This is a genomic window from Lacrimispora amygdalina (genome assembly GCF_003432035.1).
Taxonomy (GTDB): Bacteria; Bacillota; Clostridia; order Lachnospirales; family Lachnospiraceae; genus Lacrimispora; species Lacrimispora amygdalina.
Window position 1 is genome coordinate 25,335 of the sequence record NZ_QOHO01000014.1, and the last position, 26,571, is coordinate 51,905.

General features: G+C 43.2%; 27 protein-coding genes and 1 riboswitch. Of the genes, 3 read left to right on the plus strand and 24 right to left on the minus strand.

Annotated features, from left to right (window positions below; translation table 11 throughout):
* Position 1 precedes the first annotated feature (1 nt).
* Positions 2 to 490: a PTS sugar transporter subunit IIB gene (locus DS742_RS04760; RefSeq protein ID WP_117415874.1), complete on the minus strand. Its 489-nt coding sequence runs from the start codon at positions 488 to 490 to the stop codon at positions 2 to 4.
* A gap of 39 nt (positions 491 to 529) precedes the next feature.
* Positions 530 to 973, minus strand: coding sequence for a PTS sugar transporter subunit IIA (locus tag DS742_RS04765; RefSeq protein ID WP_117415875.1), 444 nt, complete (start codon positions 971 to 973; stop codon positions 530 to 532).
* 220 nt (positions 974 to 1,193) lie between these two features.
* Between DS742_RS04765 and DS742_RS04770 the strand changes: the two genes are divergently transcribed.
* Positions 1,194 to 1,904 carry a GntR family transcriptional regulator gene (locus DS742_RS04770; protein ID WP_117415876.1) on the plus strand — a complete coding sequence of 237 codons (711 nt, stop codon included), beginning with the start codon at positions 1,194 to 1,196 and terminating at the stop codon, positions 1,902 to 1,904.
* On the opposite strand, the gene DS742_RS04775 is transcribed toward DS742_RS04770, so the two are convergent.
* The 7 genes from DS742_RS04775 to cbiQ all read right to left on the minus strand — a co-directional run bounded on the left by DS742_RS04775 (position 1,901) and on the right by cbiQ (position 9,525).
* Positions 1,901 to 3,745, minus strand: a complete 1,845-nt coding sequence (locus DS742_RS04775; RefSeq protein WP_117415877.1) for an alpha-amylase family glycosyl hydrolase — start codon at positions 3,743 to 3,745, stop codon at positions 1,901 to 1,903. The genes DS742_RS04770 and DS742_RS04775 overlap by 4 nt on opposite strands.
* Positions 3,746 to 3,771: 26 nt before the next feature.
* Positions 3,772 to 5,586, minus strand: a complete 1,815-nt coding sequence (locus DS742_RS04780) for an ABC-F family ATP-binding cassette domain-containing protein (protein ID WP_117415878.1) — start codon at positions 5,584 to 5,586, stop codon at positions 3,772 to 3,774.
* Positions 5,587 to 5,618: 32 nt separating this feature from the next.
* Positions 5,619 to 6,374 (minus strand): exodeoxyribonuclease III, encoded by a 756-nt coding sequence (locus DS742_RS04785; protein ID WP_117415879.1) that lies wholly within the window; start codon positions 6,372 to 6,374, stop codon positions 5,619 to 5,621.
* Between the two features lie 95 nt (positions 6,375 to 6,469).
* Positions 6,470 to 6,787: an energy-coupling factor ABC transporter substrate-binding protein gene (locus DS742_RS04790; RefSeq protein ID WP_117415880.1), complete on the minus strand. Its 318-nt coding sequence runs from the start codon at positions 6,785 to 6,787 to the stop codon at positions 6,470 to 6,472.
* A 1-nt stretch (position 6,788) separates the two neighbouring features.
* The gene (locus tag DS742_RS04795; RefSeq protein WP_117415881.1) at positions 6,789 to 7,538 is read right to left on the minus strand and encodes an energy-coupling factor ABC transporter permease; all 750 of its coding nucleotides are present in this window, start codon (positions 7,536 to 7,538) and stop codon (positions 6,789 to 6,791) included.
* A gap of 126 nt (positions 7,539 to 7,664) precedes the next feature.
* A riboswitch (cobalamin riboswitch) is annotated at positions 7,665 to 7,851 on the minus strand.
* A 62-nt stretch (positions 7,852 to 7,913) separates the two neighbouring features.
* Positions 7,914 to 8,744 carry an energy-coupling factor ABC transporter ATP-binding protein gene (locus DS742_RS04800; RefSeq protein ID WP_346065364.1) on the minus strand — a complete coding sequence of 277 codons (831 nt, stop codon included), beginning with the start codon at positions 8,742 to 8,744 and terminating at the stop codon, positions 7,914 to 7,916.
* 10 nt (positions 8,745 to 8,754) lie between these two features.
* Entirely contained in the window at positions 8,755 to 9,525 is a 771-nt protein-coding gene (cbiQ, locus tag DS742_RS04805) for a cobalt ECF transporter T component CbiQ (RefSeq protein WP_117415882.1), read from the minus strand.
* Between the two features lie 176 nt (positions 9,526 to 9,701).
* Here cbiQ and DS742_RS04810 point away from each other — a divergent pair, with 176 nt between their 5' ends.
* Entirely contained in the window at positions 9,702 to 11,162 is a 1,461-nt protein-coding gene (locus DS742_RS04810) for a glycosyl hydrolase family 18 protein (protein WP_117415883.1), read from the plus strand.
* Positions 11,163 to 11,228: 66 nt separating this feature from the next.
* Here the strand turns inward: DS742_RS04810 and DS742_RS04815 are convergent, their stop codons facing one another.
* From DS742_RS04815 to DS742_RS04865, 12 genes are all read right to left on the minus strand, one after another.
* Positions 11,229 to 12,869, minus strand: a complete 1,641-nt coding sequence (locus DS742_RS04815; RefSeq protein WP_117415899.1) for an ABC-F family ATP-binding cassette domain-containing protein — start codon at positions 12,867 to 12,869, stop codon at positions 11,229 to 11,231.
* A gap of 187 nt (positions 12,870 to 13,056) precedes the next feature.
* The gene (locus tag DS742_RS04820; RefSeq protein ID WP_117415884.1) at positions 13,057 to 13,713 is read right to left on the minus strand and encodes a hypothetical protein; all 657 of its coding nucleotides are present in this window, start codon (positions 13,711 to 13,713) and stop codon (positions 13,057 to 13,059) included.
* Between the two features lie 267 nt (positions 13,714 to 13,980).
* Complete coding sequence (locus tag DS742_RS28715) at positions 13,981 to 14,148, minus strand: hypothetical protein (protein WP_170313365.1); 168 nt, start codon at positions 14,146 to 14,148, stop codon at positions 13,981 to 13,983.
* A gap of 217 nt (positions 14,149 to 14,365) precedes the next feature.
* The gene (locus tag DS742_RS04825; protein WP_117415885.1) at positions 14,366 to 15,130 is read right to left on the minus strand and encodes an amino acid ABC transporter ATP-binding protein; all 765 of its coding nucleotides are present in this window, start codon (positions 15,128 to 15,130) and stop codon (positions 14,366 to 14,368) included.
* Positions 15,131 to 15,141: 11 nt separating this feature from the next.
* Positions 15,142 to 15,792, minus strand: coding sequence for an amino acid ABC transporter permease (locus DS742_RS04830; protein WP_117415886.1), 651 nt, complete (start codon positions 15,790 to 15,792; stop codon positions 15,142 to 15,144).
* A 23-nt stretch (positions 15,793 to 15,815) separates the two neighbouring features.
* Positions 15,816 to 16,676: an amino acid ABC transporter substrate-binding protein gene (locus DS742_RS04835; protein WP_117415887.1), complete on the minus strand. Its 861-nt coding sequence runs from the start codon at positions 16,674 to 16,676 to the stop codon at positions 15,816 to 15,818.
* A gap of 86 nt (positions 16,677 to 16,762) precedes the next feature.
* Positions 16,763 to 18,367, minus strand: coding sequence for a hypothetical protein (locus tag DS742_RS04840; RefSeq protein ID WP_117415888.1), 1,605 nt, complete (start codon positions 18,365 to 18,367; stop codon positions 16,763 to 16,765).
* A 28-nt stretch (positions 18,368 to 18,395) separates the two neighbouring features.
* Positions 18,396 to 19,682, minus strand: a complete 1,287-nt coding sequence (locus DS742_RS04845) for a dihydroorotase (RefSeq protein ID WP_341457605.1) — start codon at positions 19,680 to 19,682, stop codon at positions 18,396 to 18,398.
* Positions 19,682 to 20,137 carry a threonine/serine exporter family protein gene (locus DS742_RS04850; protein ID WP_117415900.1) on the minus strand — a complete coding sequence of 152 codons (456 nt, stop codon included), beginning with the start codon at positions 20,135 to 20,137 and terminating at the stop codon, positions 19,682 to 19,684. The genes DS742_RS04845 and DS742_RS04850 overlap by 1 nt, the downstream gene beginning before the upstream one ends.
* 14 nt (positions 20,138 to 20,151) lie before the next feature.
* Positions 20,152 to 20,940: a threonine/serine exporter family protein gene (locus tag DS742_RS04855; RefSeq protein WP_117415890.1), complete on the minus strand. Its 789-nt coding sequence runs from the start codon at positions 20,938 to 20,940 to the stop codon at positions 20,152 to 20,154.
* Complete coding sequence (locus DS742_RS04860) at positions 20,933 to 21,673, minus strand: MBL fold metallo-hydrolase (protein ID WP_117415891.1); 741 nt, start codon at positions 21,671 to 21,673, stop codon at positions 20,933 to 20,935. The genes DS742_RS04855 and DS742_RS04860 overlap by 8 nt, the downstream gene beginning before the upstream one ends.
* Before the next feature lie 148 nt (positions 21,674 to 21,821).
* Positions 21,822 to 22,127, minus strand: a complete 306-nt coding sequence (locus tag DS742_RS04865; RefSeq protein WP_117415892.1) for a hypothetical protein — start codon at positions 22,125 to 22,127, stop codon at positions 21,822 to 21,824.
* 410 nt (positions 22,128 to 22,537) lie between these two features.
* Here DS742_RS04865 and DS742_RS04870 point away from each other — a divergent pair, with 410 nt between their 5' ends.
* On the plus strand, positions 22,538 to 23,107 hold the full coding sequence (locus tag DS742_RS04870) for a nitroreductase family protein (RefSeq protein ID WP_117415893.1): 570 nt from the start codon (positions 22,538 to 22,540) through the stop codon (positions 23,105 to 23,107).
* 52 nt (positions 23,108 to 23,159) lie between these two features.
* On the opposite strand, the gene DS742_RS04875 is transcribed toward DS742_RS04870, so the two are convergent.
* The 3 genes from DS742_RS04875 to DS742_RS04890 all read right to left on the minus strand — a co-directional run bounded on the left by DS742_RS04875 (position 23,160) and on the right by DS742_RS04890 (position 26,204).
* On the minus strand, positions 23,160 to 23,540 hold the full coding sequence (locus tag DS742_RS04875) for a zinc ribbon domain-containing protein (RefSeq protein ID WP_117415894.1): 381 nt from the start codon (positions 23,538 to 23,540) through the stop codon (positions 23,160 to 23,162).
* 182 nt (positions 23,541 to 23,722) lie between these two features.
* On the minus strand, positions 23,723 to 25,876 hold the full coding sequence (locus tag DS742_RS29740) for a flagellin N-terminal helical domain-containing protein (protein ID WP_278335923.1): 2,154 nt from the start codon (positions 25,874 to 25,876) through the stop codon (positions 23,723 to 23,725).
* 124 nt (positions 25,877 to 26,000) lie between these two features.
* Positions 26,001 to 26,204, minus strand: a complete 204-nt coding sequence (locus DS742_RS04890) for a carbon storage regulator (protein WP_117415895.1) — start codon at positions 26,202 to 26,204, stop codon at positions 26,001 to 26,003.
* Positions 26,205 to 26,571: the final 367 nt, after the last annotated feature.

Below are 26,571 nucleotides of genomic sequence, written 5' to 3' on the forward strand. Positions count from 1 at the left end.
CTTATTTTTTATAAAATTCTTTTATAATCTCACCATACTGCAGTTTTTTTTCCGTAGGTACAGCCTGCAGACAGATACCTTTCCCTAAAGCATGTATCTTCTCTATCACCTCCACATCCCCATTATCCAAGTATACCTGCCTTTCCACCATCTTCTTACCGGGTGACTGTCTGATTCCACCCAGGCATACTTCCGAAACTGCATCACACTGTTCGATTAAATAAAGTGCATCCTGTACACTTGCAGTTACAACAAAAATCGAACGTCCTGCATGCTTTGGATTATTGATTACCGCAACAGCTCCTTCCAGTGTCTTAATAGATAAGGTAACTTGCGGCGGCTTAGCCATCTGGAACGCCATTTGCATGAGTTTATCTGTGGCTGCCTTATCATTGGCAACCAATATCGTATCTGCACATAAAAACGATGTCCAGCTTACAGCAACCTGACCGTGGATCAAGCGGTCATCCACCCGTAATAATTTAATCATTTTTCCCTCCAATGCCGTTTAAAAACGGTGCAAATTTCTTTACAGTTCTTCCGATTCCGCCGGCTGATTCATATTTGCATCCAAAAGATCATTAACCAGAGTCATGGTGTTTTTTGCATTCTCGACTGCACTTTTTAATGCCTGTCTGTCTGCCTGTTCCTCTCCGCACAAAGGAAGCATGGCTATTTCCAGCAGCAGTCCCAGATTAAGACCTGTAATCAGATAGATGCTCTTCTTAGTATCCATCAGTTCCATGGCTGCTCTGGTTGTACTGCCCCCTGCAATATCACTGATAATAACTGTGATTGTATCTCTGGAATAATTTTTCATCTTAGCTTCAATCATGCCAGTTATCTCAGGAATTGTTTCTTTTGCACTGATTGAGACAAAGTCTATATAGTCTGTCTCTCCCATAACCAGTTTCACAGATGTGAGTATACCTTTGGCAAAGTCTCCGTGTGTTACCAGAATAATCTGTTTCATAATCCTCCCTTCTATTTTCTCCCCCCCGCTTATAATGTATATACTTTTAAATTAAGTATATTCATTTCTTTCTATTTCCCATATACTATCACAAAAAAAATAATATTGCAACTTATTTTATCTGCAATATTATATAAATTTTAGTTTCAATATGTATAGACAATTATCTTTATAGGATATATAATAATATGAGGCAAATATGCCCTGAAGGAGTTTATTTATGAATCAAAAACCAAAGTATATACAAATAAGAGACTGTATTCTGAAAGATATAAAAAACCAGACCCTGCAGGCAGGGGATCAGATACCCACGGAGACCGAGCTTTGCGACCGCTTTCAAGTCAGCAGGATGACTGTAAATAAAGCGATCTCAGCCCTTACTTCGGAAGGCTACATTCGGAGAATTGCAGGAAAAGGAAGCTTCGTAACCAGTTCACTTGTACAAAAACAATTTCATCACCAACCTATCAGCTTTACTGAAGATATGGAATCCATTGGATTAAAGCCTGGAGCAAGGCTATTAGAATACAGAATTTACCGGGGAAGTGACATTCCGCCGGAAATAGCCCAGAAGCTTCAGGCCAGTCCGGAGGATCTCATCCATTACTTTTCCAGAATACGGACCGGTAACGGAATGATCATCAGCATCAGTTATAATTACGTACCCTGCAATACAGTTCCCGCCATTGACATTGCAAGCCTGGAGCATTCATTCTTTAAATATTTAAAAAAACTTGGTTTTGCCGATTTGCATACTGTTGACTTTTCTCTTTCGGCAACCCTCCCTACTCCGGAACAAAAAAAACTGCTGGAGATAGAAAATGAGGCACTTTTGAAAGTATCTCATTTAACCTGCAGCAGTCAGAATGATATTTTGGAATATATTGATACCTATTATATCGGAAGCATGTATACATACCGGTTGGACTAATCAGCTTTCCCCATAAATACCACAATTGTCCTGGGAGGAATGGGAAAGCTCTTTCCTTCCACCACCGGTTCGTTTCCTTCCTCATATCTGCCGTTTTCTTCCATTTTATCGGTATGAAACACCACATGCCACTGATGGTTTTTAGGAAGATTGGGAAGGTCGAACGTATGGGGTTCCCAATGCATGTTATAAGCTACATAAAAGTGATTGTCTGCCGTACCATCTGGTTTTCTGGCATAATCTCCCCAATAAAGAATTCCCAGCTGACGCCGGAAATTCTCATATTCCGGATACCATGGTTTTACCCCGTGATAAGAAACATCAGGAAACCCGCAGGCGAGATAATCCATGTTCTTTGCTTCTTCTCTCCTGCGAAACACCGGATGTGCCTTTCTAAAAGCTATGACTGCTTTCACAAATTCAAAAAGATCTCTGTTTGTTTTTAAAAGGTTCCAGTTTAACCAGGAAATGTCATTATCCTGACAATAAGCATTGTTATTACCTGACTGGGTATTGCCAAACTCATCTCCTGCCATAATAAGAGGCGTTCCCTGGCTTAAAAGCAGCAACAGGAAGGCATTGCGCAGCTGCTTTCTTCTAAGCTCCACCACTTTTTTCTTTCTCGTAGGACCTTCTGTTCCGCAGTTCCATGAGTAATTATAGAGATTACCATCCTGGTTAAATTCACCATTGGCTTCATTATGCTTGGTATCGTAGGATACCATATCCATCATGGTAAACCCATTGGTATTTGCCATAAAATGAATCATTCCCCGGTCAGAGGGATTGTTTCTTGTCTGAAAAACCAGATTCTTCATCTGCTCCTCGTCGCCTTTGAGTACTCTTCTCATATCCATCTGAAAGCTGTCATTATATTCCGCCAGATATTTCGGTCCTTTCTGAGGGATATCTCCCCAGGAATCGGCCCAGAGCTTTAATCCTTTTAAATAGGGATCACGTCCGGTCAAGTCAAGAGGCGGATATCCCACCAGATGAATTCCGTCCAGATGAAATTCTTCTGCCCAGAACCGGACCGCATCAAGAACGAAAGAAGGAGACTCCTTTCCTGTGAAATAGAGTTCTGTAATAAGTTCCATTCCCTCTTTATGAAGTGCCTTCACAAGGCTTTTTAATTCTAAGACAGGATCTTTCTGATCACCCGATGCATAGGAAGCCTTAGGCGCAAAATAATATCCGGATGTATATCCCCAATAATTTAACTTTCCCGTAGGTTTATCCACACCATATGGATTGCCATACACAGTCTCAGGAAGAATCACCTCCTGAAACTCATAGACCGGCATCAATTCAACTGATGTAATTCCCAGTTCTTTTAGATAAGGGATTTTATCCTCTATCGCCCGAAAGGTTCCTTTATACGTGGTCCCGGAAGAAGAATGCATGGTAAATCCCCGAACATGAATCCGGTAGATTACAGAATTCTCATATGGAATCAGAGGACGCTTCTCCTCCCCCCATTCAAATGAGTCAAATCTAACCGGACTCTTTGGTATAACAGCAGTTTCTTCTAAATCTCCCCAGTTATCCTTATGTGTAAAAGCTCTCCCATACGGATCAGAGAACCGTTTTCCATCAATCTCATAGCAATAGGAGATCCCGGTAAAGTCATCCCCCAGGATGGTCACAGAAAAAACCTCTCCCCTCTTCTCCTTCTCCGGAAAGAGAAAGGTACAGACAGGCTCCTTATCATTTTCAAGGAAAAATAGAAGCCGTAATTCCACTCCCTGTGCAGCAACGGAAAAATGAATCCCTCCCGCAGTCTTTGTCATTCCCATAGGATAATATCCTGGTTCTCTCCCGGCGATCCTGTACTGTTTCATTCCTTTTCTCCTCTGTAACAGTCCTGTTACTGGTTCTCAATCTGCTCTGCCAGATCATTTAAATACATCCAGCGTTCCATCTTCTCCTCTAAAAGCCCTTCTTTTTCTGCCTTTTCTTTCATCAGCTGGTTCAGTCTGCCATAGTCACTGGCGGCTTCTTCTATCTTTCCATCAAGCGTCTCAATGGCTTCTTCCAAAGCAGCAATGTCATCTTCAATCGTTTCCCATTCCCGCTGTTCTTTATAGGAAAACCGAAGCTTCCGCTCTGGTTTTGGCCTTTCCTTTCCCTTCTTCTCTCCTGTGTCTTCCCTTTTGTCAGTTCCGGATACTTCTCCGGGAAGCCCGTCCGGATATTTTGCAGCAAAAGCTGCCTGATAATCCGTAAAGCCGCCCTCGTATTGCGTTACCTTTCCCTGTCCTTCAAAAGCAAAAATTCTGCGCACAACCCGGTCAAGGAAATAGCGGTCATGGGATACCGTTATGACAATGCCGGGAAAGCTGTCTAAATAATCCTCAAGGATGGTAAGTGTCTGAATATCCAGATCGTTGGTCGGTTCATCGAGCAGCAGCACATTCGGCGCTTCCATCAGGATTCGCAGCAGATACAGCCTCCGTTTCTCTCCTCCGGAAAGCTTTTCAACTGTCGTATACTGAACACTGGAGGGAAATAAGAACCGCTCCAGCATCTGTGAGGCGCTGACACTGCCATCTTTTGTTTTCACATATTCAGCTGCGCTCCGGATATAATCGATCACCTTTAAGCTGCCGTCCATATCTTCGCTCTCCTGGGAGAAATAGCCCATCTTTACGGTCTGTCCCACCGTTAAAGTTCCCTCATCGGGCTGAAGCCACCCGGCAATAATTTTCATAAGCGTGGATTTACCGGACCCGTTTGGACCTATAATTCCTATGCGGTCATTTTTTAAGAAAATATAGTTAAAGTCTTTCATCAGAACTTTATCGCCAAAAGCCTTTGTGATGTCTTTAAGCTCTACGGTCGTGCGCCCGAGACGGCTCTCAATGGAATCCAGTTCCACGTTTTTATCAAACTCCGGTGCCTTCTGGTCACGGAGTGTTTCATACCGCTCTATATGAGCCTTCTGCTTGGTAGAACGTGCTCTGGCGCCTCTTTGCATCCACTGCAGCTCGATACGGAGGATGGACTGGCGTTTCCGCTCTGTGGCCTGCTCCATATCCAGCCGGTCTGCCTTCAGCTTTAAATAACCCTCATAATTCTCCTGATAGCTGTAAAGCTTACCCTTATCAAGCTCCACAATCCGGTTTGTCACGCTGTCTAAAAAATACCGGTCATGGGTTACCATCAAAAGAGCACCTTTAAAACGGCGAAGATAATCCTCCAGCCAGTCCGCCATACTGCTGTCCAAGTGGTTGGTCGGCTCATCAAGAACCAGTAAGTCCGCAGTGGAAAGAAGAACGCTCACAAGAGCAACTCTCTTTCTCTGTCCGCCGGATAAGGTATCAACTCTGGTATCAAATTCAGTAAATCCCAGTCTGGTGAGCATGTTCTTTGCCTGACTTTCCAAATCCCACACATGCTCGTGTCCTTCATTCTCCCGGATAATGCTTTCCAGAATGGTTTCTCCTGCCTCAAATCTGGGATTCTGGGACAGGAAGCGGATATCTAAGTTTCTTCCCTTTGCCACACTTCCCCCGTCCGGTTCTTCAAGCCCTGCCACAATGCGCAGCAGCGTGGATTTTCCAGTACCGTTAATACCGATCAGACCGATTTTCTCACCTTCATTTATGCTGAAACTGGTGTCATCAAAAAGCAGCCGTTCCGTATATGATTTTGTTAAATGCTCTATTGTTAATAAATTCATGTTTTTGTTGTTCTCCTGTGTATTACTCTGACTTATTTAATTACAAGCTCTACCGGACAGTGATCAGAGCCTGTCACCTGGGTATGAATGTCTGCACTTACCAGCCTGTCCTTCAGACTTTCTGATACACAGAAATAATCAATACGCCACCCTGCATTCTTCTCTCTTGCCCGGAATCGGTAGGACCACCAGGAGTAAATCTCCTCCTGATCGGGATAAAAATACCGGTAGGTATCCACAAATCCACTCTCCACAAGAACTGTAAACTTTTCTCTCTCCTCATCGGTAAACCCGGCATTTTTCCGGTTGGATTTGGGATTTTTCAAATCAATCTCTTTGTGGGCTACATTTAAGTCGCCGCAGAAAATAACAGGTTTTTTCTCTTCCAGCCCTTTTAAATAAGCGCGGAATGCATCTTCCCAGGTCATACGGTATGGAAGGCGTGCCAGTTCATTCTGGGAATTGGGAGTATAGCAGGTCACTACGTAATATTCCGGAAACTCAGCAGTAATGATCCTGCCCTCCTTATCATGTTCTTCTATTTCCATACCATAAGTAACCGATAACGGCTTTTCTTTGGTAAACAGGGCAGTACCTGAGTATCCTTTCTTTTGTGCGTAATTCCAATATTGATAATAGCCTGGGAGAGAAAGGTCAATCTGGCCTTCCTGCAGCTTGCTTTCCTGAATACAGAACACATCTGCATCCACCTCTTGAAAATAGTCCAGAAAACCTTTCTCCACACAGGCACGAAGTCCATTCACATTCCATGAAATCAATTTTTTCATCGCATTCACCTCCGTTAAAAAGATAGTGTTAGTATACCATTTAAAACAGCATTCGAAAAGGGAAGAATTTTCATTCTTCCCTTACATTCAAACCATTATAACTGTCTATCCTGCCATTTTTTCCGTTCCACAAGTCTTCCCATAAAAAATGCGATGATCCCCACACCGATTCCTGTCTGAAGACAGAACAGAAGACTTTCTATCTCACCGGGAAGCTCTCCTCCTAAGGCAGCTTCCATGACGGGAGTAAACCATGGTTCATACTCCGTACCGCGGATTTCTGTGATCATCTGGCTTCCCGCATCATCAGAGCCTCCAAACTCCGCCCCTTTTACTGCAAACAGGGGAATAACTGCAATCAGACAAACAAGAACCAGCAGCACTGCGATTGTCTGTTTCTTTTTCCTGCTCATATTATTTTACCTCCCTTGTAAATCCAATGGCTTTCAGCTCCGGAAGAGCATAAGTCTCAAGAGTCATAACAATGACTGTTGTGAGAATCCCCTCAATCACCGCAAGAGGCAGCTGAGTCGGTGCAAATACTCCAAGGAATTTAACAGCAGAAGCGCCCACGCCTCCCATTTCAGAAGGATAGGCTAACGCAAGCTGAAAACTTGTAATACAGTATGTAAATAAGTCGCCCAATGTCGCAGCCAGAAAAACAGATGCCATTTTATTCACTTTTAACATTTTGCAAAGCTTATATATTCCAAAGGACAAGAAAGGACCTGCAATTGCCATGGAAAAAGTATTGGCTCCCAATGTGGTAAGACCTCCATGGGCAAGCAGCACCGCCTGAAAGATCAACACGATAATGCCCAGTATACTGACTGCCGAAGGTCCGAACAGAATCGCTCCCAGACCAGTTCCCGTCATATGAGAACAGCTTCCGGTTACCGACGGAATTTTTAATGAGGAAAGCACAAATACAAATGCTCCAGACATGGCAAGCACTGTAATCGCCTTCCTGTTCTCCCGAAGCGTCTTCTGAATGGAAAAGAAGCCGGCTATGAGAAAGGGCACACAAACCGCCCCCCAGGCAATACAATACCCCACTGGTAAATAGCCCTCCATAATGTGCATGGCATAGGCACTGGGAACGATTCCAAATGTCAATGCAAATGCGGCTGCAAGTTTCATGATACCTTTTTCTTTCTTACTCATCTTCATTCTCCTTCCAATAAAATAAGCACCTCACATCCGATGGTTCCCACACATCAGACAGGTGCCCTTTGGGTAAATCTTTGCATAGCAAAAAGACTTCCCGGCACCGGTCATCGCTCGTAACCGGATACTCCAAACAAAAAGGCAGGTCTTCTGACTCATGCATCAAACACAGCTGCTCCCTCTTCCCGGTTTCCCAGTGACTAATGGAGCCCTGCTCTGCATATACAGCGGCGGGACCGTAAGGGACTTTCACCCTTTTCCCTATTATCCTGCGGAGAATTTCACAGGCACCTTTTCAGATAATACGCTTGTATTGTAACTGTAATACCAATTTCTGTCAATAAAAAGACGTTGAGCTTCTTAAACCTCACACTATATGTTAAGGAGCCGATTTAACTCTTGTGTATCCTTAAAGCGCGGACTCTCTTCCGGCAAGATCCGGCTTCTCACCAGACTGTCATAAACCTCCATCAAAACAGGCTTCCTTAAATTCCCCTGATTCAGGACAGAATCGGACGCCAGAATATCCGCCACCGGGCCATCCGCGATAATTGTTCCACCGGCAAATACCACTGCCCGGTCCGCCCACTTATAAGCAAAATCCACATCATGGGTTGAAATCAGAAGAGTTTTCCCCATTCTGGTCATTTCATCAAGAACTTGTGTGAGCATTTCCACATTAACCGGATCTAACGATGCGGTTGGTTCATCAAATATAATCACCTCCGGCTCCATTGCAATGATGTCCGCTATGCTGACCCGTTTCTTCTCTCCTCCGCTTAAGTAGTGGGGAGGACGATCCTGAAACATCATTAAATTCATGGACTTTAATGCCATTTCCACCCGCTGCTTCACTTCATCTTTGGAAAGTCTTAAATTCATTGGCCCAAAGGATACCTCTGCTGAAACAGTAGATGCAATGATCTGATTATCTGCGTCCTGAAACACGATTCCCACTTCCTTACGAAGTTCATTTAAGTCTTTTTTCCCTATCTCCTTCCCCTTATACCGGATGGTTCCTGTATCAGGCATTAAAACGCCGTTGAGGTTTAAAAAGCAGGTGGATTTCCCCGCTCCATTGGAACCAAGAACTGCGATCTTCTCTCCCTTTTTCACAGACAGGGATACATCATGAAGTGCCTTAGTTCCCGGACCATAGGAATACGAAAGGTTTTCTGCCTGCAAAAGTACTTCTTCCATCATCTGTTCCTCCTCATTTTCGCACCAGCCATAAAAGCAGAAGAAGTGCAATATAACCGGCGGCCGCTGCTGCCTCTTTTGCCTTCACCGGCTTCTTCTCTTCCAGAAATGCAAGTTCTCCCTGATAGCACCGGGCAGTCATGGCATCATAATACATCCCTGCCTTCTTTAACGAAACGATAAAGAGATTCGCTCCGATCCCTCCAAAGGACCTGCATGACGTAAGGAAATTATGATATCCCAGCCTGGACTCTGCCGCCTGCTTCATACTGTTCTGTACATCCATCATAACAAAGATAAACCGGTATATGAGATTCATCAGCTCTGATATCAGCTTTGGCACATGTAATTTTCCAAGTAAATTAATGATCTCACTTGCCGGTGTGGAAAGTACAAGCATATACATGGCACTTACCGATGCCATAGCCTTTAAAATCAGCCGTGCGGAAAGAACCGCTCCTTCCTCTGACAGACAGAGATAAAATCCGGGAAGCGATACATAAAAGCGCCCTGCCGGTACAGGAGATACCCCCACCGCAATAGCAGCAGTTCCCAGAATCAGAAAGACTACTGGAATTTTTAAAAGAGCCAGATACTTTTTAATGGAAAGCCCTCCCAAAAAAATGGTTACAGCTCCCATGGACAGGAATACAGAAACAGATATAAAAACATCTCCGGTTCCAATACAAAGTAACAGCGTTGTTATTGCAACTGCTGCTTTTAAACCTGGATTTACTCCTTTCATGCGTGATTCATAAGCACAGGTATCTATCGTACTAATCATTCTCACCTCCTTTAAGGCTGATTATAATCGATTAAGAAATCAACTGCAAGTGAAGGTTAAGGCAGCAATCCGCATCAGTTTCCATTTTTATGCAAATATACCAGTTTTTGCGCGCTATTCAAGGAAAACCCATCATGTTATACTTTATTTCATAATAAGTTGAAAAGGAGAACAAGATGAAAAGAAGTACAAGAAAGGCAATCATGTGGGCTATATCTGTTTTTTTACTTTTTCTAATCAGCAGTTACTGCACTGAAAATTCATTTGCAGCAAAGCCTGGCAAAAGCACTTCCACTGCTCCCCAAAATTTAACTGCGGCTGATATCACCAGTACCTCAGTCACCCTCAGCTGGGCCCCTCCTGCAGGCGGCTTCGGAGTGAAAGAATACCAGATTTACCAAAACAATACTTATCTGGGTTCCACCACCACCGTTACATATGCCGTAAATGGTTTAATCCCGGCAACTACTTACCAGTTTTATGTAAAAGCAAAAGATGCAAAAAGGAACATCTCACCCGCCAGCAACACAGTATCCGTTACCACATCACAGACCGCTTTGCCTCCGGCTGATACTGAGCCATTATCCGGCAAAATAGTCGGATATTATGCAGCATGGGAAGCGTACAGCGGCTCTTATCCCGACCAGATCGATGCAAGTAAGCTGACACATATTAATTACGCTTTTGCCAATATTGGCCCTGATTTAAAACTTACACTGGGGTATCCTGATGTGGATCCCAATAACATAAGGCTTTTAAATTCACTCAAATTAAACAATCCAGATTTAAAAACGTTGATTTCTGTGGGTGGCTGGAACTGGTCCGGAAGATTTTCAGACGCAGCCCTCACCGACGCTTCCAGAAGTGCCTTTGCAGACAGCTGCGTGGATTTTATCGTCAAATATGGTTTTGATGGAATCGACCTGGACTGGGAATATCCCGTGAGCGGAGGTCTGACAACTAACATCAAACGGCCGGAAGATAAACAAAACTTCACTCTGCTTCTTCAGAAAATACGGGAAAAGCTGGATGCACGGGGCGCTATCGACCAGAAGCACTACCTCCTCACCATCGCTGGCGGAGCCGACGCTTCTTATGTAAAAAATGTTGAGCTGGCTAAACTGGCTCAATATCTGGACTACGCAAATATAATGACTTATGATTTGCACGGAACCTGGGATCCCTATACGGATTTACTGGCGCCACTTTACAATAACAATGATTACTCACCCCAATATAAAACAAGTGTGGACTCTGCAGTCAATGCATGGTTAAATGCTTCCTTCCCTGCTGAAAAACTGGTTATGGGCATTCCGTTCTATGGATATCTGTACTCTTCCGTGAATAATTCAAATAATGGTTTATACCAGACATACGGCGGCGCCAACTCCATCAGCTACAAGGATATCAAGGCAAACTACTTAAATAAAACAGGCTATACAAGATACTTTCACTCTCAGTCAATGGTTCCTTGGTTGTTTAACGGTACAATCTTCATCAGCTATGAAGATCCTGAGTCCATCGGTTATAAAACAGATTACATTAAATCGAAGAATTTAGGCGGTGCCATGATATGGGAACTGGCTCAGGATTCCAATGAAGAACTTCTTAATACATTGTATAACGGATTAAAATAACATCATGAATTTGAAAAGCCGCTGCACTGCAGGTAATTAACTACCTGCAGTGCAGCGGCCTTTATTTTACTGATTCTCGTTTACTTGTTCTTCCGTCAGAGTAAATACCTGTCTCTTACGAGCCATCTCATCATTTTCCAGGTACTCATCGTAAGTTGTAATCTTATCGATCAACTGTCCGCCTACAATCTCCATAATGCGGTTAGCCGTTGTCTGTACGATCTGATGGTCACGGGAGGAGAACAGAAGCGCTCCCTGAAACTTAACCAATCCATTGTTTAATGCTGTAATGGATTCCATATCAAGGTGATCGGTCGGCTCATCTAAAAGAAGCACGTTAGCTCCGGAAATCATCAGCTTTGAAAGCATACAGCGCACTTTCTCTCCACCGGATAATACCCGCACTTTCTTTACGCCGTCTTCTCCGGCAAACAGCATACGTCCAAGGAATCCGCGGACATAGGTTGCATCTTTTTCAGGAGAATACTGGGTCAGCCAGTCCACGATGGTGTCATCGTTATCAAACTCCGCGCTATTATCCTTAGGGAAATAGCTCTGGGTAGTTGTAAGGCCCCATTTATAATCGCCTTCATCCGGCTCCATTTCTCCGGAAAGGATCTTGAACAGAACCGTTTTAGCAAGCTCGTTGGGTCCTACAAAAGCCACCTTATCCTCTCTGGTTAAGGTAAAGGAGATATGATCGAGTATCTTCACACCATCAATGGTCTTGGTTAAATTATTTACGGTAAGAACCTCATTACCGATCTCACGGGCCGGACGGAAGTCGATATAGGGGTATTTACGGCTGGAAGGTTTGATATCATCCAGTTCGATTTTTTCTAAAGCACGTTTTCTGGAAGTAGCCTGCTTGGATTTGGAAGCATTGGCTGAGAAGCGCTGAATAAAATCCTGCAGTTCTTTGATCTTTTCTTCTTTCTTCCTGTTGGCTTCCTTCATCTGCTTTACCATAAGCTGGCTTGACTCATACCAGAAATCATAGTTGCCGGCATAAAGCTGAATTTTGCTGTAATCAATATCCGCAATATGAGTGCAGACCTTATTTAAAAAGTAACGGTCATGGGAAACCACAATTACGGTATTTTCAAAATTAATTAAGAATTCTTCCAGCCATGCAATAGCGTCCAGATCCAAATGGTTGGTCGGCTCATCTAAAAGAAGAATATCGGGGTTTCCAAAGAGTGCCTGTGCAAGAAGCACTTTCACCTTCTGGGCTCCGGTTAAATCCTTCATCAGTTTATAGTGTAAGTCAGTCTCAATTCCAAGACCGTTTAGTAAGTTAGCAGCATCGGATTCCGCTTCCCAGCCATTCATGGTAGCGAATTCTCCCTCTAGATCTGCAGCCTTAATGCCGTCCTCATCTGTGAAGTCTTCCTTCGCGTAGATGGCATCCTTTTCCTTCATAATTTCATATAATCTGACATTTCCCATGATAACAGTATCAAGGACCTGATACTCATCATATTTAAAATGGTCCTGTTTTAAGAAAGAAAGTCTCTGGCCCGGTGTGATCACAATATCACCGCCGGTAGGCTCCAGTTCCCCGGAAAGAATTTTTAAGAACGTGGATTTTCCGGCACCATTGGCACCGATTAAGCCATAACAGTTGCCTTCCGTAAACTTAATATTTACATCTTCAAACAATGCTTTTTTTCCAAGTCTTAATGTTACGTTATGTGCACTAATCATCTTAATTCCCTTTCTGAAATCTGGTTTTATTCCATATGGCAAGCTCTGCTTCTGGTTTCAGCCGAAACCATCAAAATAGGGGTCGTTTGGCCCCTTATCTGTCATCTCTCTTATTGTACATGAAAATCCCGAATTTGCAAGCCTTTTATCAAAAAAGCCCTGCCTATCCGGGATTTATGCCTGGTTTTTACTTCGCTGCTTCCACCTTTAATGGGAAGTTGGATTCACTGCCTGCATCATAAGTAACAGTTACATAGGTAACTTTTACCAAAGCACCGCTTCCATTGCTGTCATCCGTTGCATTACCAAGCACGCCTGTCTCCAGCCCTTCGCAGTTGTCTTTGATAAAGCCCATCTCTTTTCCAGAACCTGTATCAATGGTAAAGGTACTCATAGCCTGGTCCTTTACACTTCCGGTTACTTCTTTTACTTCCATCTTGTCCTGAGCGTCAAGCACAAGAATAACTTTTGCATTAGTCGTGTCTGATCCGGAAATCTCACCTTTATAGATGATGGAAACATCCACATCCGGTTCCAGTGAATAGGAGGTTTCCACTACAGCATTATCCAGATGAAAGGCAGCTTTTGTGTCTCCAGCTGTGACAGTCATGGATTCCATATTGTCTGCTACCTCCGTAACCTTACCGGTTAATATCTTAAATTCTGCTGTACTGCCAGGAGCCTGTGTACTTGCAGCCGGAGAAGTCCCGCTCACCGATGAAGTCTCTTTCCCTGTCTCTGTAACGGTACCAGCTGCGCTCTCCGCCTGTTTTGTGGATCTCCCGCAAGCCGGTAATAAAACTGCCGCACAGACAGCTAATGCGATCATTAGGGTTCTTTTCATAAAGCATCCTCTTTTCTCTGTTTACCATTTCCTGTTATATCGCATTCAGTATATCATCCGATTGTGAAAAGTTTTTTTCTTTTTTCTTAATTTATTTATATTAGTGGCTCAAAATGGTAGTTCCCGCTACAAATCTTGGTTTCTGACACCATCTATTACCACCTAAATACAGTCAAAATCATGCCTCATTCAGTTAAAAATTTTTACTCTTAAAAAAAGAGACGGGTTTGACCGCCTCTGATAAATAAATACACCTTTTGGTGTCTCCTACTTTAAGTTTTCTATACGTTGTTTTATAGAGTTGATTTCTTCTGTAAGTCCTTCAATTCTTGAATTTAAATTATTAGTATCTTGGTTTAGTTCCCTTCTAAATTTTAATTCTTTGGCCACTTCTTCCAATGCATCTGCAATTCTTTTTAAGTTATAATCGTCCATCCGATAAAACCCCTTTTTGTTTTTATAATACACTAAAATTAATATCAATACATTGGTAATATTTAACTGGCGTTTTTCAATAGGAGGATATCAGGTAACAACGACCGGAAAGGTTGGGCCCTTACTGCAATGCCTTAAAACACTAAAACAATACCCCTGAAACACACATAAATCATGTGTTTCAGGGGCCTCATTAAATTCACTATTGAGTTTATCCCTACAAAATATCTCCGTACCTCCCAAGAAAGTTCTGTGTCCTCACATTGTTCGATGCAAACACTTCCTCCGGAGTTCCTTCCTCAACAATCACACCCTCCGCCATAAAAATAACCTTGTCGGATATATCTCTGGCAAACGCCATCTCATGGGTGACGATTACCATGGCAATATGCAAGTCAGCAAGGGACTTAATAACCTTAAGCACCTCTCCGGTCAGTTCCGGGTCCAGTGCAGAAGTCGGCTCATCAAAAAAGAGAATCTTGGGATTTAATGCAAGAGCTCTTGCTATTGCCACCCTCTGGCACTGTCCGCCGGACAGCTGACAGGGATAGGCTTCCGCTTTATCTGCAAGCCCCATTTTCTGAAGAAGCTCCATGGCCTCTTTGACTGCATCCTCTTTACTCCGCTTCTGAACATGGATTGGTGCATCAATGATATTATTCAAAACGGTCATGTGAGGAAATAAATTAAAATTCTGAAAAACCAGACCGTAATTTTTCTGGATCTCTTTCAGCTTTTCCTTCTTTGCATAGACAGACGTTCCGCCGCTTCCATTCCACGCCGCCTTTTCGCCCAGGTAAAACAGCTCTCCGCCATCCATCTGCTCCAGCATGGTGGCACACCGGAGGAGAGTGGATTTTCCTGAGCCGGAAGGCCCGATGACAGAAAGAATCTCTCCTTCTTTCACAGACAAAGAGATATCCCGAAGAACTCTCTGACCGTTAAATGATTTCTCCACATGGTTCATTTCCAGTACGTGCATCCCGATTCCTCCTATTGGTAGTAATTCATCCGTTTTTCTATGTATTCCATCAGCATTGCCACCACCAGATTAAATACATAATAGAACAGACCTGCTGCCACAAAAGGGATCAGGCTTGTCTGTGAGGATGCCAGCGCCTTGGCTACGGCAAACATCTCCAGAACGCTGATGGTAAACGCAAGGGAGGTGTCCTTTACAAGAGTAATTACCTCGTTGGTGACTGACGGAAGAATCCGTTTTATTACCTGCGGGAATATGATTCTAAAAAAGGTCTGGTTCTTTGAATAACCCAGAAGCTTTGCCGCCTCATACTGTCCGGCAGGCATGGACTGGATGCCGCTTCTGTATATTTCTGCAAAATAAGCCGCATAGTTGATAACAAAGCCGATAAAAGCAGCCCAAAGGCGGTAACCGTTCCCAACCTTTACTCCAAAAAGGTAATAAGGACCAAAATACACCACCATAAGCTGAAGCATCAGAGGGGTTCCTCTCATGACTGATATATAGAATTTAACAATTGCCTCTATGACCCGGTTTTTAGACATCCTCCCAAAGGAGACCAGAAGCCCCAGAGGAAGAGAAAAGATGAGTGTCACCAGAAAAATCTGAATGCTGACCCACATTCCTCCTGCCAGTTGTGTAAGTATCTTTGTAAAAGCCATGATTGCCCCTCCGTCAGTATCAATTATTTTCCTATTGTTGTAACATCCTTGCCGAACCATTTTTCAGAAACGGTCTTTAAGGTTCCGTCTGCTGCCATTGCCTCCAGCTGCTCCTGCACCTGGTCTCTTAATGCTTCATTTCCTTTTTTAAAGCCTACTCCATACTCCTCAGCAGCAAGTGCTTCATCAAGAATCACAAAATCTGACTTTCTCTGCTGAATCTGATAGGCAGCTACGATCTCGTCCATTGCCACACAGTTTACAGCTCCCATCTCAAGATCCATAAATGCAGTATTGTAATCCGGTGTTGTCTGAAGCGTCTGAAATGTTTTTGCTAAGGTATCGTTATCCTTTAATGCAGCCTCTGCAGATGAATCGGCCTGCACCTCCACTACCTTTCCGGAAAGATCCGCCAATGTCTTGATTCCGGAATCCTTTGCCACAACGAAGACCTGCCTGTTTGCCATATAAGGCTTTGTCCAGGTATAACCGTCTTCTCTTCCGTTGATGGTAAATCCATTCCAGATACAGTCAATGTTGCCGCTTTCCAGTTCCATATCCTTTGCATCCCAGGCGATTGGCTGGGCAACAAACTTTTTGCCAAGACGGTCTGCCACCTCTTTTGCAAGATCTAAGTCAAATCCTGTATACTCACCATTATCTCCCACAAAACCCATGGGAGGGAAATCCTGATCAAATCCTACGGTAAAGGTATCTTTACCGGAAGCTGCGGAAGTTGTCTCCTGTGCTTTTTGGGTTTCTGCAGATGATGACTCTGCTTCTGTCGTCTGTGCTGTCTGGGGAGCTTCCTTTTTCCCTGCACAGCCGCTTAATAACGCTGCTGCTCCTAATACTGCCGCTGCCAGAATCACTATTTTTTTCATAACATAATTCCTCCTCTTAATTTTCATGTGTTACCATGGTAGCACAGTAAAGTTTTTCTGTAAAGAAGAAATTTATGTATAATTCGTTAAAACCAAATAAAAGAAACGATTATAATCAGTATCACAAGTGCGGCTCCCCCTCCCAATATGAAAGCCGGTCTTATATTACCTTCATCCCGTTCCATGACAGTCTCCGGTTCCGCCAGCATTCCCCATGGACTAAGCATCAGAATTCCCTGGGGCATTTCTGATGAATTACCGCTGCTTAGGAAATTTAAAAATTCCCTCCAGTCCCGTTCTATCAGTTTTCTGCCTTCCTTAAAGTCCTCTGCAGGTATCTTTTTTTCTTTTGTGAAAAATGACTCCGGTTCTCTCCTGTTTTCTGAAACCTCTTTTTTCTTTAGAAATTGCTGATAAGCATAGCGGATCCCTTTATTGGCAGCCTCATTCACATCCGCCTTCGCCTGATATATATTCATCATATAATAGAAAATCTTATATACATCCTTAGCTTCAAAAACATGGTTTCTTACTGATGCACCTGAATATTTCAGTGACGACTGGCTCACCATCTCCTGTATCAGCTCATCTATCATCCGGTCACCTGCTTCTCTTAAATCCATGGCGAGACCTTTTTCCATTCCCAGATATGATACAAAAACCTGTGATTTTATTGACATAAGCGCCGCTAAAAATCCCCAGAGTTCCTCACTCTTTCCCGTTAATCCTGCCAGCTTAAACAAATTTCCTTCTCTGTTCATATATGCCGCAAAACGCTGGGCAGTCTCTAAATCTTTTATCTCATATACCCTTCCGGTTTTCAGCGGAGATATGGTTAAACTGGCCCCCGGAGTTTTCCCTGCTTTACCTTTTATAGAAGCACCTTTCTCCAGAATAATCATAGAGGTTTCTCTCATCAGGCTCTCTGCATATCCCTGATTATTTTTAATTGTCCCCGAGCCTGCCGGCTGGTAAATGATTCCCATACCGGTTTCATTTTCTTTATCTGAAACCGGAGTTCTGATTCCGCTTTCAATAACAGTCCCTGGTTTTCCCGCCAAATCTCCGCTTCCAAAAATCTGGTTCAGCTCTGCCTGCGTTAAATTTTTCCCCATAACGCTGCGGCAGACTGCCCCCCGCAATGCAGTGATAGATATGGGAGATCCATAATTCTTTAAAAGAAGCTCAAGATCCCCGAGGCGTGCCATCAGCAGTTTCTGCAGCAACAGAGATAATTCCTGATTCAGCCGCCCCGTTTCTCCTCCCTCCTGTGTTCCATGGGTAAGAACCGCCAAGAGAAGCTCCTTGTAAACTTTTGCCAGCTGGTCTAATTCCTCCGGAAAGGAAAGATTTTCAGAAGGACGCCAATCCGCGAACTCACGAAAAGCCTCTTTCCATTCTTCTTCATCCCAAACCTCCGGAGAATCACTAACGGAAGCAGTGTCTCTGGCCGGTCTGGACTTTTCTGATTTCTCCGTTTTTTCAGAATCGCTGTTCTTTGCCTCTTCCTTCAAAGACTGAGTCTGAGCAACCACCTCATTGAGCATTATTTCTCCTGAGATTATTTTCTCATTCACTTTTAAAGCCTCAGCAGCCAGATCCAGGCCTGCCTTCTCACTCATTTTACCCTCTGCAGTCCCCTCTGCCTTTAAATCCCCGGGGACTGCAGGGTCCTGCACCCTGATTTCCATCTTTTATCCTTTTCTGAAGTATATCTGATTAATCTTTTTCATCCTGATATACGATCTTACCCCTGCAGATCGTATATTTTACTTTTCCAAAAAGCTTCTGCCCGGTAAACGGAGAGTTAGAGGATTTGGAAACGTATTCGCCTGCCGTCCACTCCTCTTCCGGATCAAAAAGTACCAGATCTGCCATGCCGCCTGTTTTCAGTACTCCGCAGTCCAGCCGGTATAATCTTGCCGGATTAATGCTCATCTTTTCCAACAGCTGCATCATCGTTAAATGCCCCTGTCTGACCAGAATGGACACTCCCAGTCCAAGGGCAGTTTCCAGGCCAATAATTCCGCTGGGCGCCTCCAGAAGAGACTTTGCTTTTTCTTCCGTACTGTGAGGTGCGTGATCCGTAGCAATAATATCAATGCTTCCATCTTTCAGGCCCTCTATGACAGCCAGGCGGTCTGCTTCTGTCCGAAGAGGCGGATTCATCTTTGCCAGACTTCCATGGGAAAGCACAGCTTCTTCTGTCAGGGTGAAATGATGGGGGGTCACTTCTGCATAAACATCCGCTCCTAAATCCTTTGCAAACCGCACCATGCGGACCGACGCGGCAGAACTGATATGCTGAATGTCCACCGCAGCCTTTGTATGGAGAGCAAGCATACAGTCTCTTGCCACCAGGCTGTCCTCTGCCGCTGCCGGAGAACCGTAAATACCAAGCCGGTCTGATACTGCTCCATGATTGATGCCGTTGTTTTCAATTAATGCGGGATCCTCCTCATGAAAGCTTAAAGGAAGATTTAAACTGGCTGCTTTTTCCATAGCCTTTTTCACCAGTTCGGAATCCATAAGCGGAATCCCGTCATCTGTAAAACCTGCTGCTCCATGAGCTGCCAGTTCCTCCATATCAGTCAGTTCACGCCCCTTCAGCCCTTTGGATACTGCCGCCGCATGCAGGACATTGATTCCTGTTTTCTTTCCTTCCTTCATCACATATTCCAATGTATCTATATTATCCACCGGCGGCCTGGTATTTGCCATGCATACAACCGTTGTAAATCCACCTTTGGCAGCTGCTCTTGCGCCTGTCTGAATATCCTCTTTATAAGTGAGACCTGGATCCCGAAAATGAACATGTACGTCCACAAGTCCCGGTGCTGCAATCAGACCGGAGGCATCAATCACCACATCTTCCTTTGACATTGCAGCGCCTGAAGGAATCTGTCCTGTTCCCATCCCCGTTATTATCCCATCTTCAATACAGATATCCATGTCCTGTTCTGTATTGGTCGCAGGATCTATTACATGAGCATTTTTAATCCATATCATCGTTTCTTTCTCCCTTTCTCTTCTAATACCCGTTTGTCCTTCTTTGCAGCAAAGCGAAAGAATCCCTGAGGCAGTTCAAAAACAAACACAATACCAAGCACGATGGCTACCGCCACTTTCAGAGCCAGGAATCCTGTGCGGGCAGCTAGTGCCGTGTCATCAGTCACAATATAGTAAGCAGTCCAGTATACCAGCGCACCCGGAACTAACGGAAAAATACCGGAAATTAAAAAGATGGTTACCGGGCACTTCTTTCTGACCGCGAATATCCTGGAAAGAAAAATTACTGCAATCGTTGCATACAGCGCAGATGCCGGCTCTGAGAGCCCCTTTTCCAGCATACTGTATACAAACCAGCCTGTTCCGCCAATCAGGCCACAATAAGGGTAATATATGGCAGGCACTCCGAACAGCAGGGCAAATGCAACCGTACCCAGGGCTGCAACTGCCATCTCATATAAAGCTGTCACAGAAATCCACCTCCTGTAAACCGGTTAAGCAGGCCAAATACCATTCCCACTCCCATGGCAATGCAGAAAAATACCAGCAGTGCATCCAGCATGCGGACAGAACCTGCGATATAATCTCCATCTGCAATATCACGTATGGCATTGGTAAATGCAACTCCTGGAATCAGGGGCATGATAGAACCAATAATCATGTAGTTTAAATGATCTCCCAGGTGAAGCATATACAACAGAGTGCACAGCGCAGTGACAAGTGCACCTCCTCCAATATTGCCTACCAGCTTGGAAAGATGGGGACCAAACAGATAAATCACATATACGTAAAGCAGTACTCCGGGAAAAAACGCTGCTGCTGCATCCTTTAAATTGCCGCCAAACAAATAACAAAAACAGGCACTTCCAACTCCTGATGCCAGAATCTGCATTCTCTTTGATTTGCCCGGCATCTGCTGAATCAGTACCAGCCTGTCCCTTACTTCACCGGGAGTTAAGGATCCTCGCTCTATTTCTCTGGAAAGCTGATTGACTGCAGCCACCCGGTCCAAATGTGTTCCACTCACCGGAATATGCTGAACCTTTGCAAACATTTCCTCTCTCTGGTTTCCTGCAGTAGTAAAGATTCCATTACTTAATACAAAAGAGCTGCAGGATTCAATTCCATAACGGCGGCAGATCCGGTCCATGGTTTCTTCCACCCGAAAGATCTCAGCTCCATTCTCCAGTAGAATATGACCTGCCAGCATGGCAGCATCTAAAACCTCACGTTCTTCCTCTTTCCGCTCATTCATGAATTTGATTCTCCTGTTCCAGAATAAAGGATTCTCCGTCTCTTTCAATCATAATAATCCTGTCCCGGTAAGGCGCGGAAACCTCCATGGCCTTTAACTGCCCAATTACGGAAAAGTTCCCCCAGCAATGCATTGGAAAAGCATGTAATACCTCCGCCTTTCTCATAAATTCATCAAATCCAAGATAGAAGGCACCCTCCTGTCTGGGGTCCAGAGGCAGAAAGGCTACATCAATCTTCATACCGGCCAGCTTATCCACTTCCAATGAATACTTCCTTGCCATATCACGGTTCCAATCCTCCGTTTCACCTTCCCATCTCCAGTTATTTAAATCACCTGCATGATATATGGCTGCCCCATCCCCTTTTACAAGAAAAGCAACCCCTTCATCTGTAGAATCGAAGGTTGTAACTTCCAGCTGTTTATTCCCGCCGTCATTGTACGAAAGCCTGACAGTCTCCCCCGGCTTTACAAATAAAGTGCGCTCTCTCAGTTCCTCCCTGACCTTCTTCTTAGAAATATCATCAGAAAGAACATAATGAACGTCTCTTAATCCGGCTCCCAAATCAAAGATCATTTCCGAATAATGATCTCCATGACGGTGGCTTGCGAAGATGATAAGTGGTTTATTCATATCCAGTTTCGGGATCGTACCCTGGGTATAATCAAAAAGCAGGGCGGCAGAACTCAGTTCTACCAGGAATGCGCTGTGATGAACATAAGTAATTTTCATGAAAATCGGCCTCCTATTAATGACTGTTTGGAGAAATTATATCACATACTAATCCGTTCTGCATAGCAGATGTGCGCAAAAAAGGCGGAGACATTCGTCCCCGCCCACGGAAATTTTCCATTCCTTCTAAGCTGTTATTTCTATATAATTAGTTAGCAGCCTTTGTAGACTCTGCAGCTTCAGAAGATACTTCTTCGCTGGATGCTTCTTCAGAAGATTCTTTTACAGATGCTTCCTCTTTTGTTTCTTTTACAGACTCAGAAGATTCCTCTGTTGTAACTTCTTCTTTAGCAGCTGCTTCTGTTGTAACTGCTTCTGTTGTAGCGGCTTCTGTTGTAACTGCTTCTGTTGCTGCAGTTGTTTCAGCAGTCTTTGTGCTGCCACATGCAGAAATTGCTGCCATTGTTAATACTGCTACGCCTGTAAGTACAAGTTTCTTTGTTGTTAATTTCATAATTATTCTCCTCCTTGCGGCTACCTATGTTTTATTGTTGAATATGTATGCCGCGGCTTTTTTTTGATTTCTAAAGCTGAGACACAGTTTAACACCTTCAGAAAATAAAGTCAATGAATTCATTATGATTTTTTTCTTAATTTAAAAGTGGCAAATTCTTAATTAAATTTACAAATAGCCAGGATATGTCAAATAATAAATTATGAAATTATACTCTTGAGTTTTTTTTATTTCATTTGTTTGGATTTTGTCCATTCGAAAAATAAACCAGTTTTTTCCTATATACTTGTTAAATTTTTATAGATTTTGACCAAATATTTTTCTCTTTTTCTCCGTTGCAGATGATTTTAGTACCTGTTATACTTTAAAAATAACTACTTATTGATCATGATAAACAGGAGGAATCAAATATGTTAAAAGAACTCGTCTCCAAGTGCCGCACATACCGCCGCTTCTATCAGGAAACTCCTATTTCTGAGGAGGATCTGCTGGAACTCATTGATCTTGCCAGACTCACTGCCTCAACCGCCAATTCTCAGGCTCTGAAATTCAGAATCAGTCATACACCGGAGGAAAATGCCCTGATTTTTGATACTCTGGGCTGGGCCGGCGCACTTCCGGACTGGGATGGACCGGTAGAAGGCGAGCGTCCCTCTGCCTACATCGTGATCCTCTGCGATTTGTCACTTGGAAAGAATAAGCTTACCGATGATGGTATCGCCGCCCAGACCATTATGCTGGGAGCGACAGAAAAGGGCTACGGCGGCTGTATGCTGGGAAATGTTCAAAGAAGCCAGCTGGCCGAAGCTCTTGGTATCGATACTTCTCTTTATTCTGTTGATCTTGTTCTGGCTCTTGGAAAGCCAAAGGAAGAGGTGGTCATCGTACCTGTAAAGGAGGACGGAAGCGTTACTTATTACAGAGACGAAAATCAGATTCACTATGTTCCAAAAAGAGCATTAAAGGATATTATTATCTGATTTTATTAAAAATGGAAAAACAGCCGGCCAGGAAAATCCCGGTACCGGCTGTTTAAAATTTCTGTCCGCATTTGGGACAATACTCAAAATCCTCAGTTGTTTCATATCCGCAGCGGGAGCATTGCCTTTTATACCACTCCTCATTTCTTCGGCCGGATTGAACCAGTGTTAAATCCTGTTCTTCAATTTCAACCGGTTCTCTCCGGCTTAATTTCTTACCCTTTTCTCCGTCCAGTTCATAAACAGTATTACAGCAGGACATCTGTACATAATAATGTCTGTTCCATTTTATAACTGGAATAAAAAATATACTGAAATAGCTGTAGGTCATAAATACCTGATATCTGCCATAACCGCCGCACAAGGCACAGATCACTGTCTTTGTATAATCCAGCAGCTTTTTTCCCTGACTCATTCCGCATATGAAAAACATGGTATCCTCCTGAACTCGCTCAAATGATGATGCGGCAGCCGCAAACTTCTCGGATAACTATTATAATGCTATGAGTATACCATAAACAATTTTTCTTTACAAGCAAGGTAAGACACGGCAAAAAGACTTATACAAACTTTGTATAAGCCCTTCTGCTTACAATCCAGCCTAAAAGGCTATAATTATTTTAATAACTGAAGAACTCCCTGAGGAACCTGGTTAGCCTGAGCCAGCATGGCCTGAGAAGCCTGAACAAGAATATTATTCTTGGTATAAGCCATCATTTCTTTTGCCATATCAACATCACGAACACGGCTTTCAGCAGCTGACATATTTTCACTCGTTACACTTAAGTTGTTAATTGTATGCTCTAATCGGTTCTGAATCGCACCAAGGTCACCACGAGTAGAGGATACAGTATTAATTGCATTTTTTATAACTGCAATTGCTGATGTTGCTCCAGAATCAGTGCTGATATCAACAGCTGAAATTCCCAATGATTTTACACTGGTAGAGGAAATTTTTACTGACATTCTGTTGAAATTATCTGCTGTATCACCAATCTGAAGAGTAAGACCTGCGCCTTGTGCAGATGCCCCCTTTGTTAAGTTGGACTCAGTCAGCTTAACTGCAGCTCCTTGAGCACTGGCTCCGGTAACTCCATCCTCAGTCAGCTTATCTGCCAGTTTAGATGCCAGCTGTTCACTTGTATCCGTTGCAGAATATACAATCTTTGTATCACCCTCTGCTACTTCTTCGTCTGCCCTAGTCACAAAAGTATAATTATTTCCTCCAACGGAAACACTGGTACCGTTCACCATCTTGGATGCGTCGAAAGTTGCAAGTGTACCATTTCCTGTATCAGCGCTTGCAGATACAAGCGTTAGCTGTTTAGCGGTGGCAATTGTTGATGCATTAGTTGCGGTTTTTGTTGCATCATCTCTTATTACAGCACCTCTAGATGTAGACTCCGAAATTATAATCTTACCGCCTGCTGCTGAAGATGCAACATACCCACCATTGTTATTTGTTCCGCTTTCCTCTGCAGTTATTGCAGCAGCCAGTTTATCAGCTACAGTATCTGCATTGTCGCTGTCATTAACCATCACAGTCGTATATTTATCTCTTTCATCTGAATCTGTTGGTAAGCCCTTTAATTCAGCATTGCTGCTCTGAATGACGTATGTTCTGTCTCCTACTGTGATTGCTCTGTTATGGGCTGACTTACCTGCATTTGAACTATCTAAATCCAAAGACAGTTCTTTACTTGCCACCTGATAGGAAGCTGCTTTTCCTTCAACATAATCAGTCTCTTTACCCGCAAGTTTACCGTATGCGATTGGGTTTTCAGTAGTTCCATCATATTTTTCTTTTAAAGTCGCAGTCGCAGCAGTTATATCATCGGCTTTCATATCACTTGTATCTACAGAAACAGCACCTAATTTTGAACCATCTACAATTTCGCCGGTGCCCGCTACAGTCTTGTCCGCTTTGGCAGTAATTGTTATGATGTTTCCATCAGTGGAGACGTCATAAAGGTCTGTAAATTTACCAGCTTCACCGCCGCCTGCAAATGCTGCACCACTGTCGGTTACGGCTGATATGTTTCCTGATGGACCGCCTGCAAATGCATCAGCAATATTTTCAGTAGTAACGCTCTTACCAGCAGCAATTTCAATTTTAACCGTCTGATCCGCACCGGCATTATCCTTATATTTAAATGTAAGATTTTTAGCAGCACTATCACTATTTGTAATATTACCAACATAGAATTTTGCTGAATAGTCAACTGCTGTTGTTGCTGCTTCCTTTTTACCTGAAGTTACCTTGTCGAAAGCCCCAAGAGCCTTAGTTGTCTCAGCTGGGTTTGTCTTAACAGTGATCGCTGCAGTTGTAATTGCTTTCGTCTGGTTAACGGAGCCGTCCAACAAGTTGATTCCATTGAAATTCGTACTATCTGAAATTCGATTAATTTCTGCCTTCAGAGAATTAACTTCCTTCTGAAGATTTTGCCTGTCAACTTGATCCTGATAAGTAGCATTAGCAGACTGATCAGCAAGCTCCACCATACGATTCAGCATAGAATGAACTTCTGTTAAAGCACCTTCTGCTGTCTGTACCAGTGAGATACCGTCATTTGCATTTTTCTGGGCTGTTTCAAGACCTGTGATCTGTGCTCTCATTTTTTCTGAAATAGCAAGACCCGCAGCATCGTCACCAGCACGGTTGATCCGATATCCAGAGGATAATTTCTCCAGATTCTTTGATACCGTATTATTGTTGTTTCCTAACTGCCTGTATGCATTTAATGCTGCAATATTGTGTTGAATTCTCATATGTATTACCTCCTTGAATTATGACAGGGACATCCGTTTCCCTCATGTTACTTTTGATTTTTCTATTCCAAACCTTCCCTTCGGGCCCTTAAGGAGAAAGCTGAAAGCATTGTTAACTGCTGTTTTACCACTTCAAGTGTTTTTCCCTGAGTCTTTTTAAACACAAGGGTATTGGGTGACCTTTTTCATAAATCTCTCCTCTTACAATGGAAATATTTTTTGGTGCATCGATGGCTAGTCTTAAATCACCCTCCACAGATACTACCTGAATTACGATGTTTCCATTAATTACGAGATACTCACCTGGATTCCTTCCTAACGATAACATTCGCGTGACCTCCTTGTTTTTTACGAAGCCTGCATTGATAATTTATTAACTTATTTACATATATTCCCAGAATGTGTATTACAACAACTTAATTTATTACATTTCTTTTGATATATGCGTAACCAATATTTTTTTTCTTTAAATGACTTATTTAAATTTTTCTTTTGCCGATATACATTTTAGTAACTAATTCACTTGCTTTAACCAGATAATTTTGATTTTCGCCTGCGCAATTTATGTTCCTATAATACACATTATAGGAACATACAATATAAAACCTTGTAATACAAATTCAGCAATAATTCATTTAAAATAAAAGAGCCCTAACCTGTTTGTACAAAACCGGTTTGATATGCTCCCTTCTAGG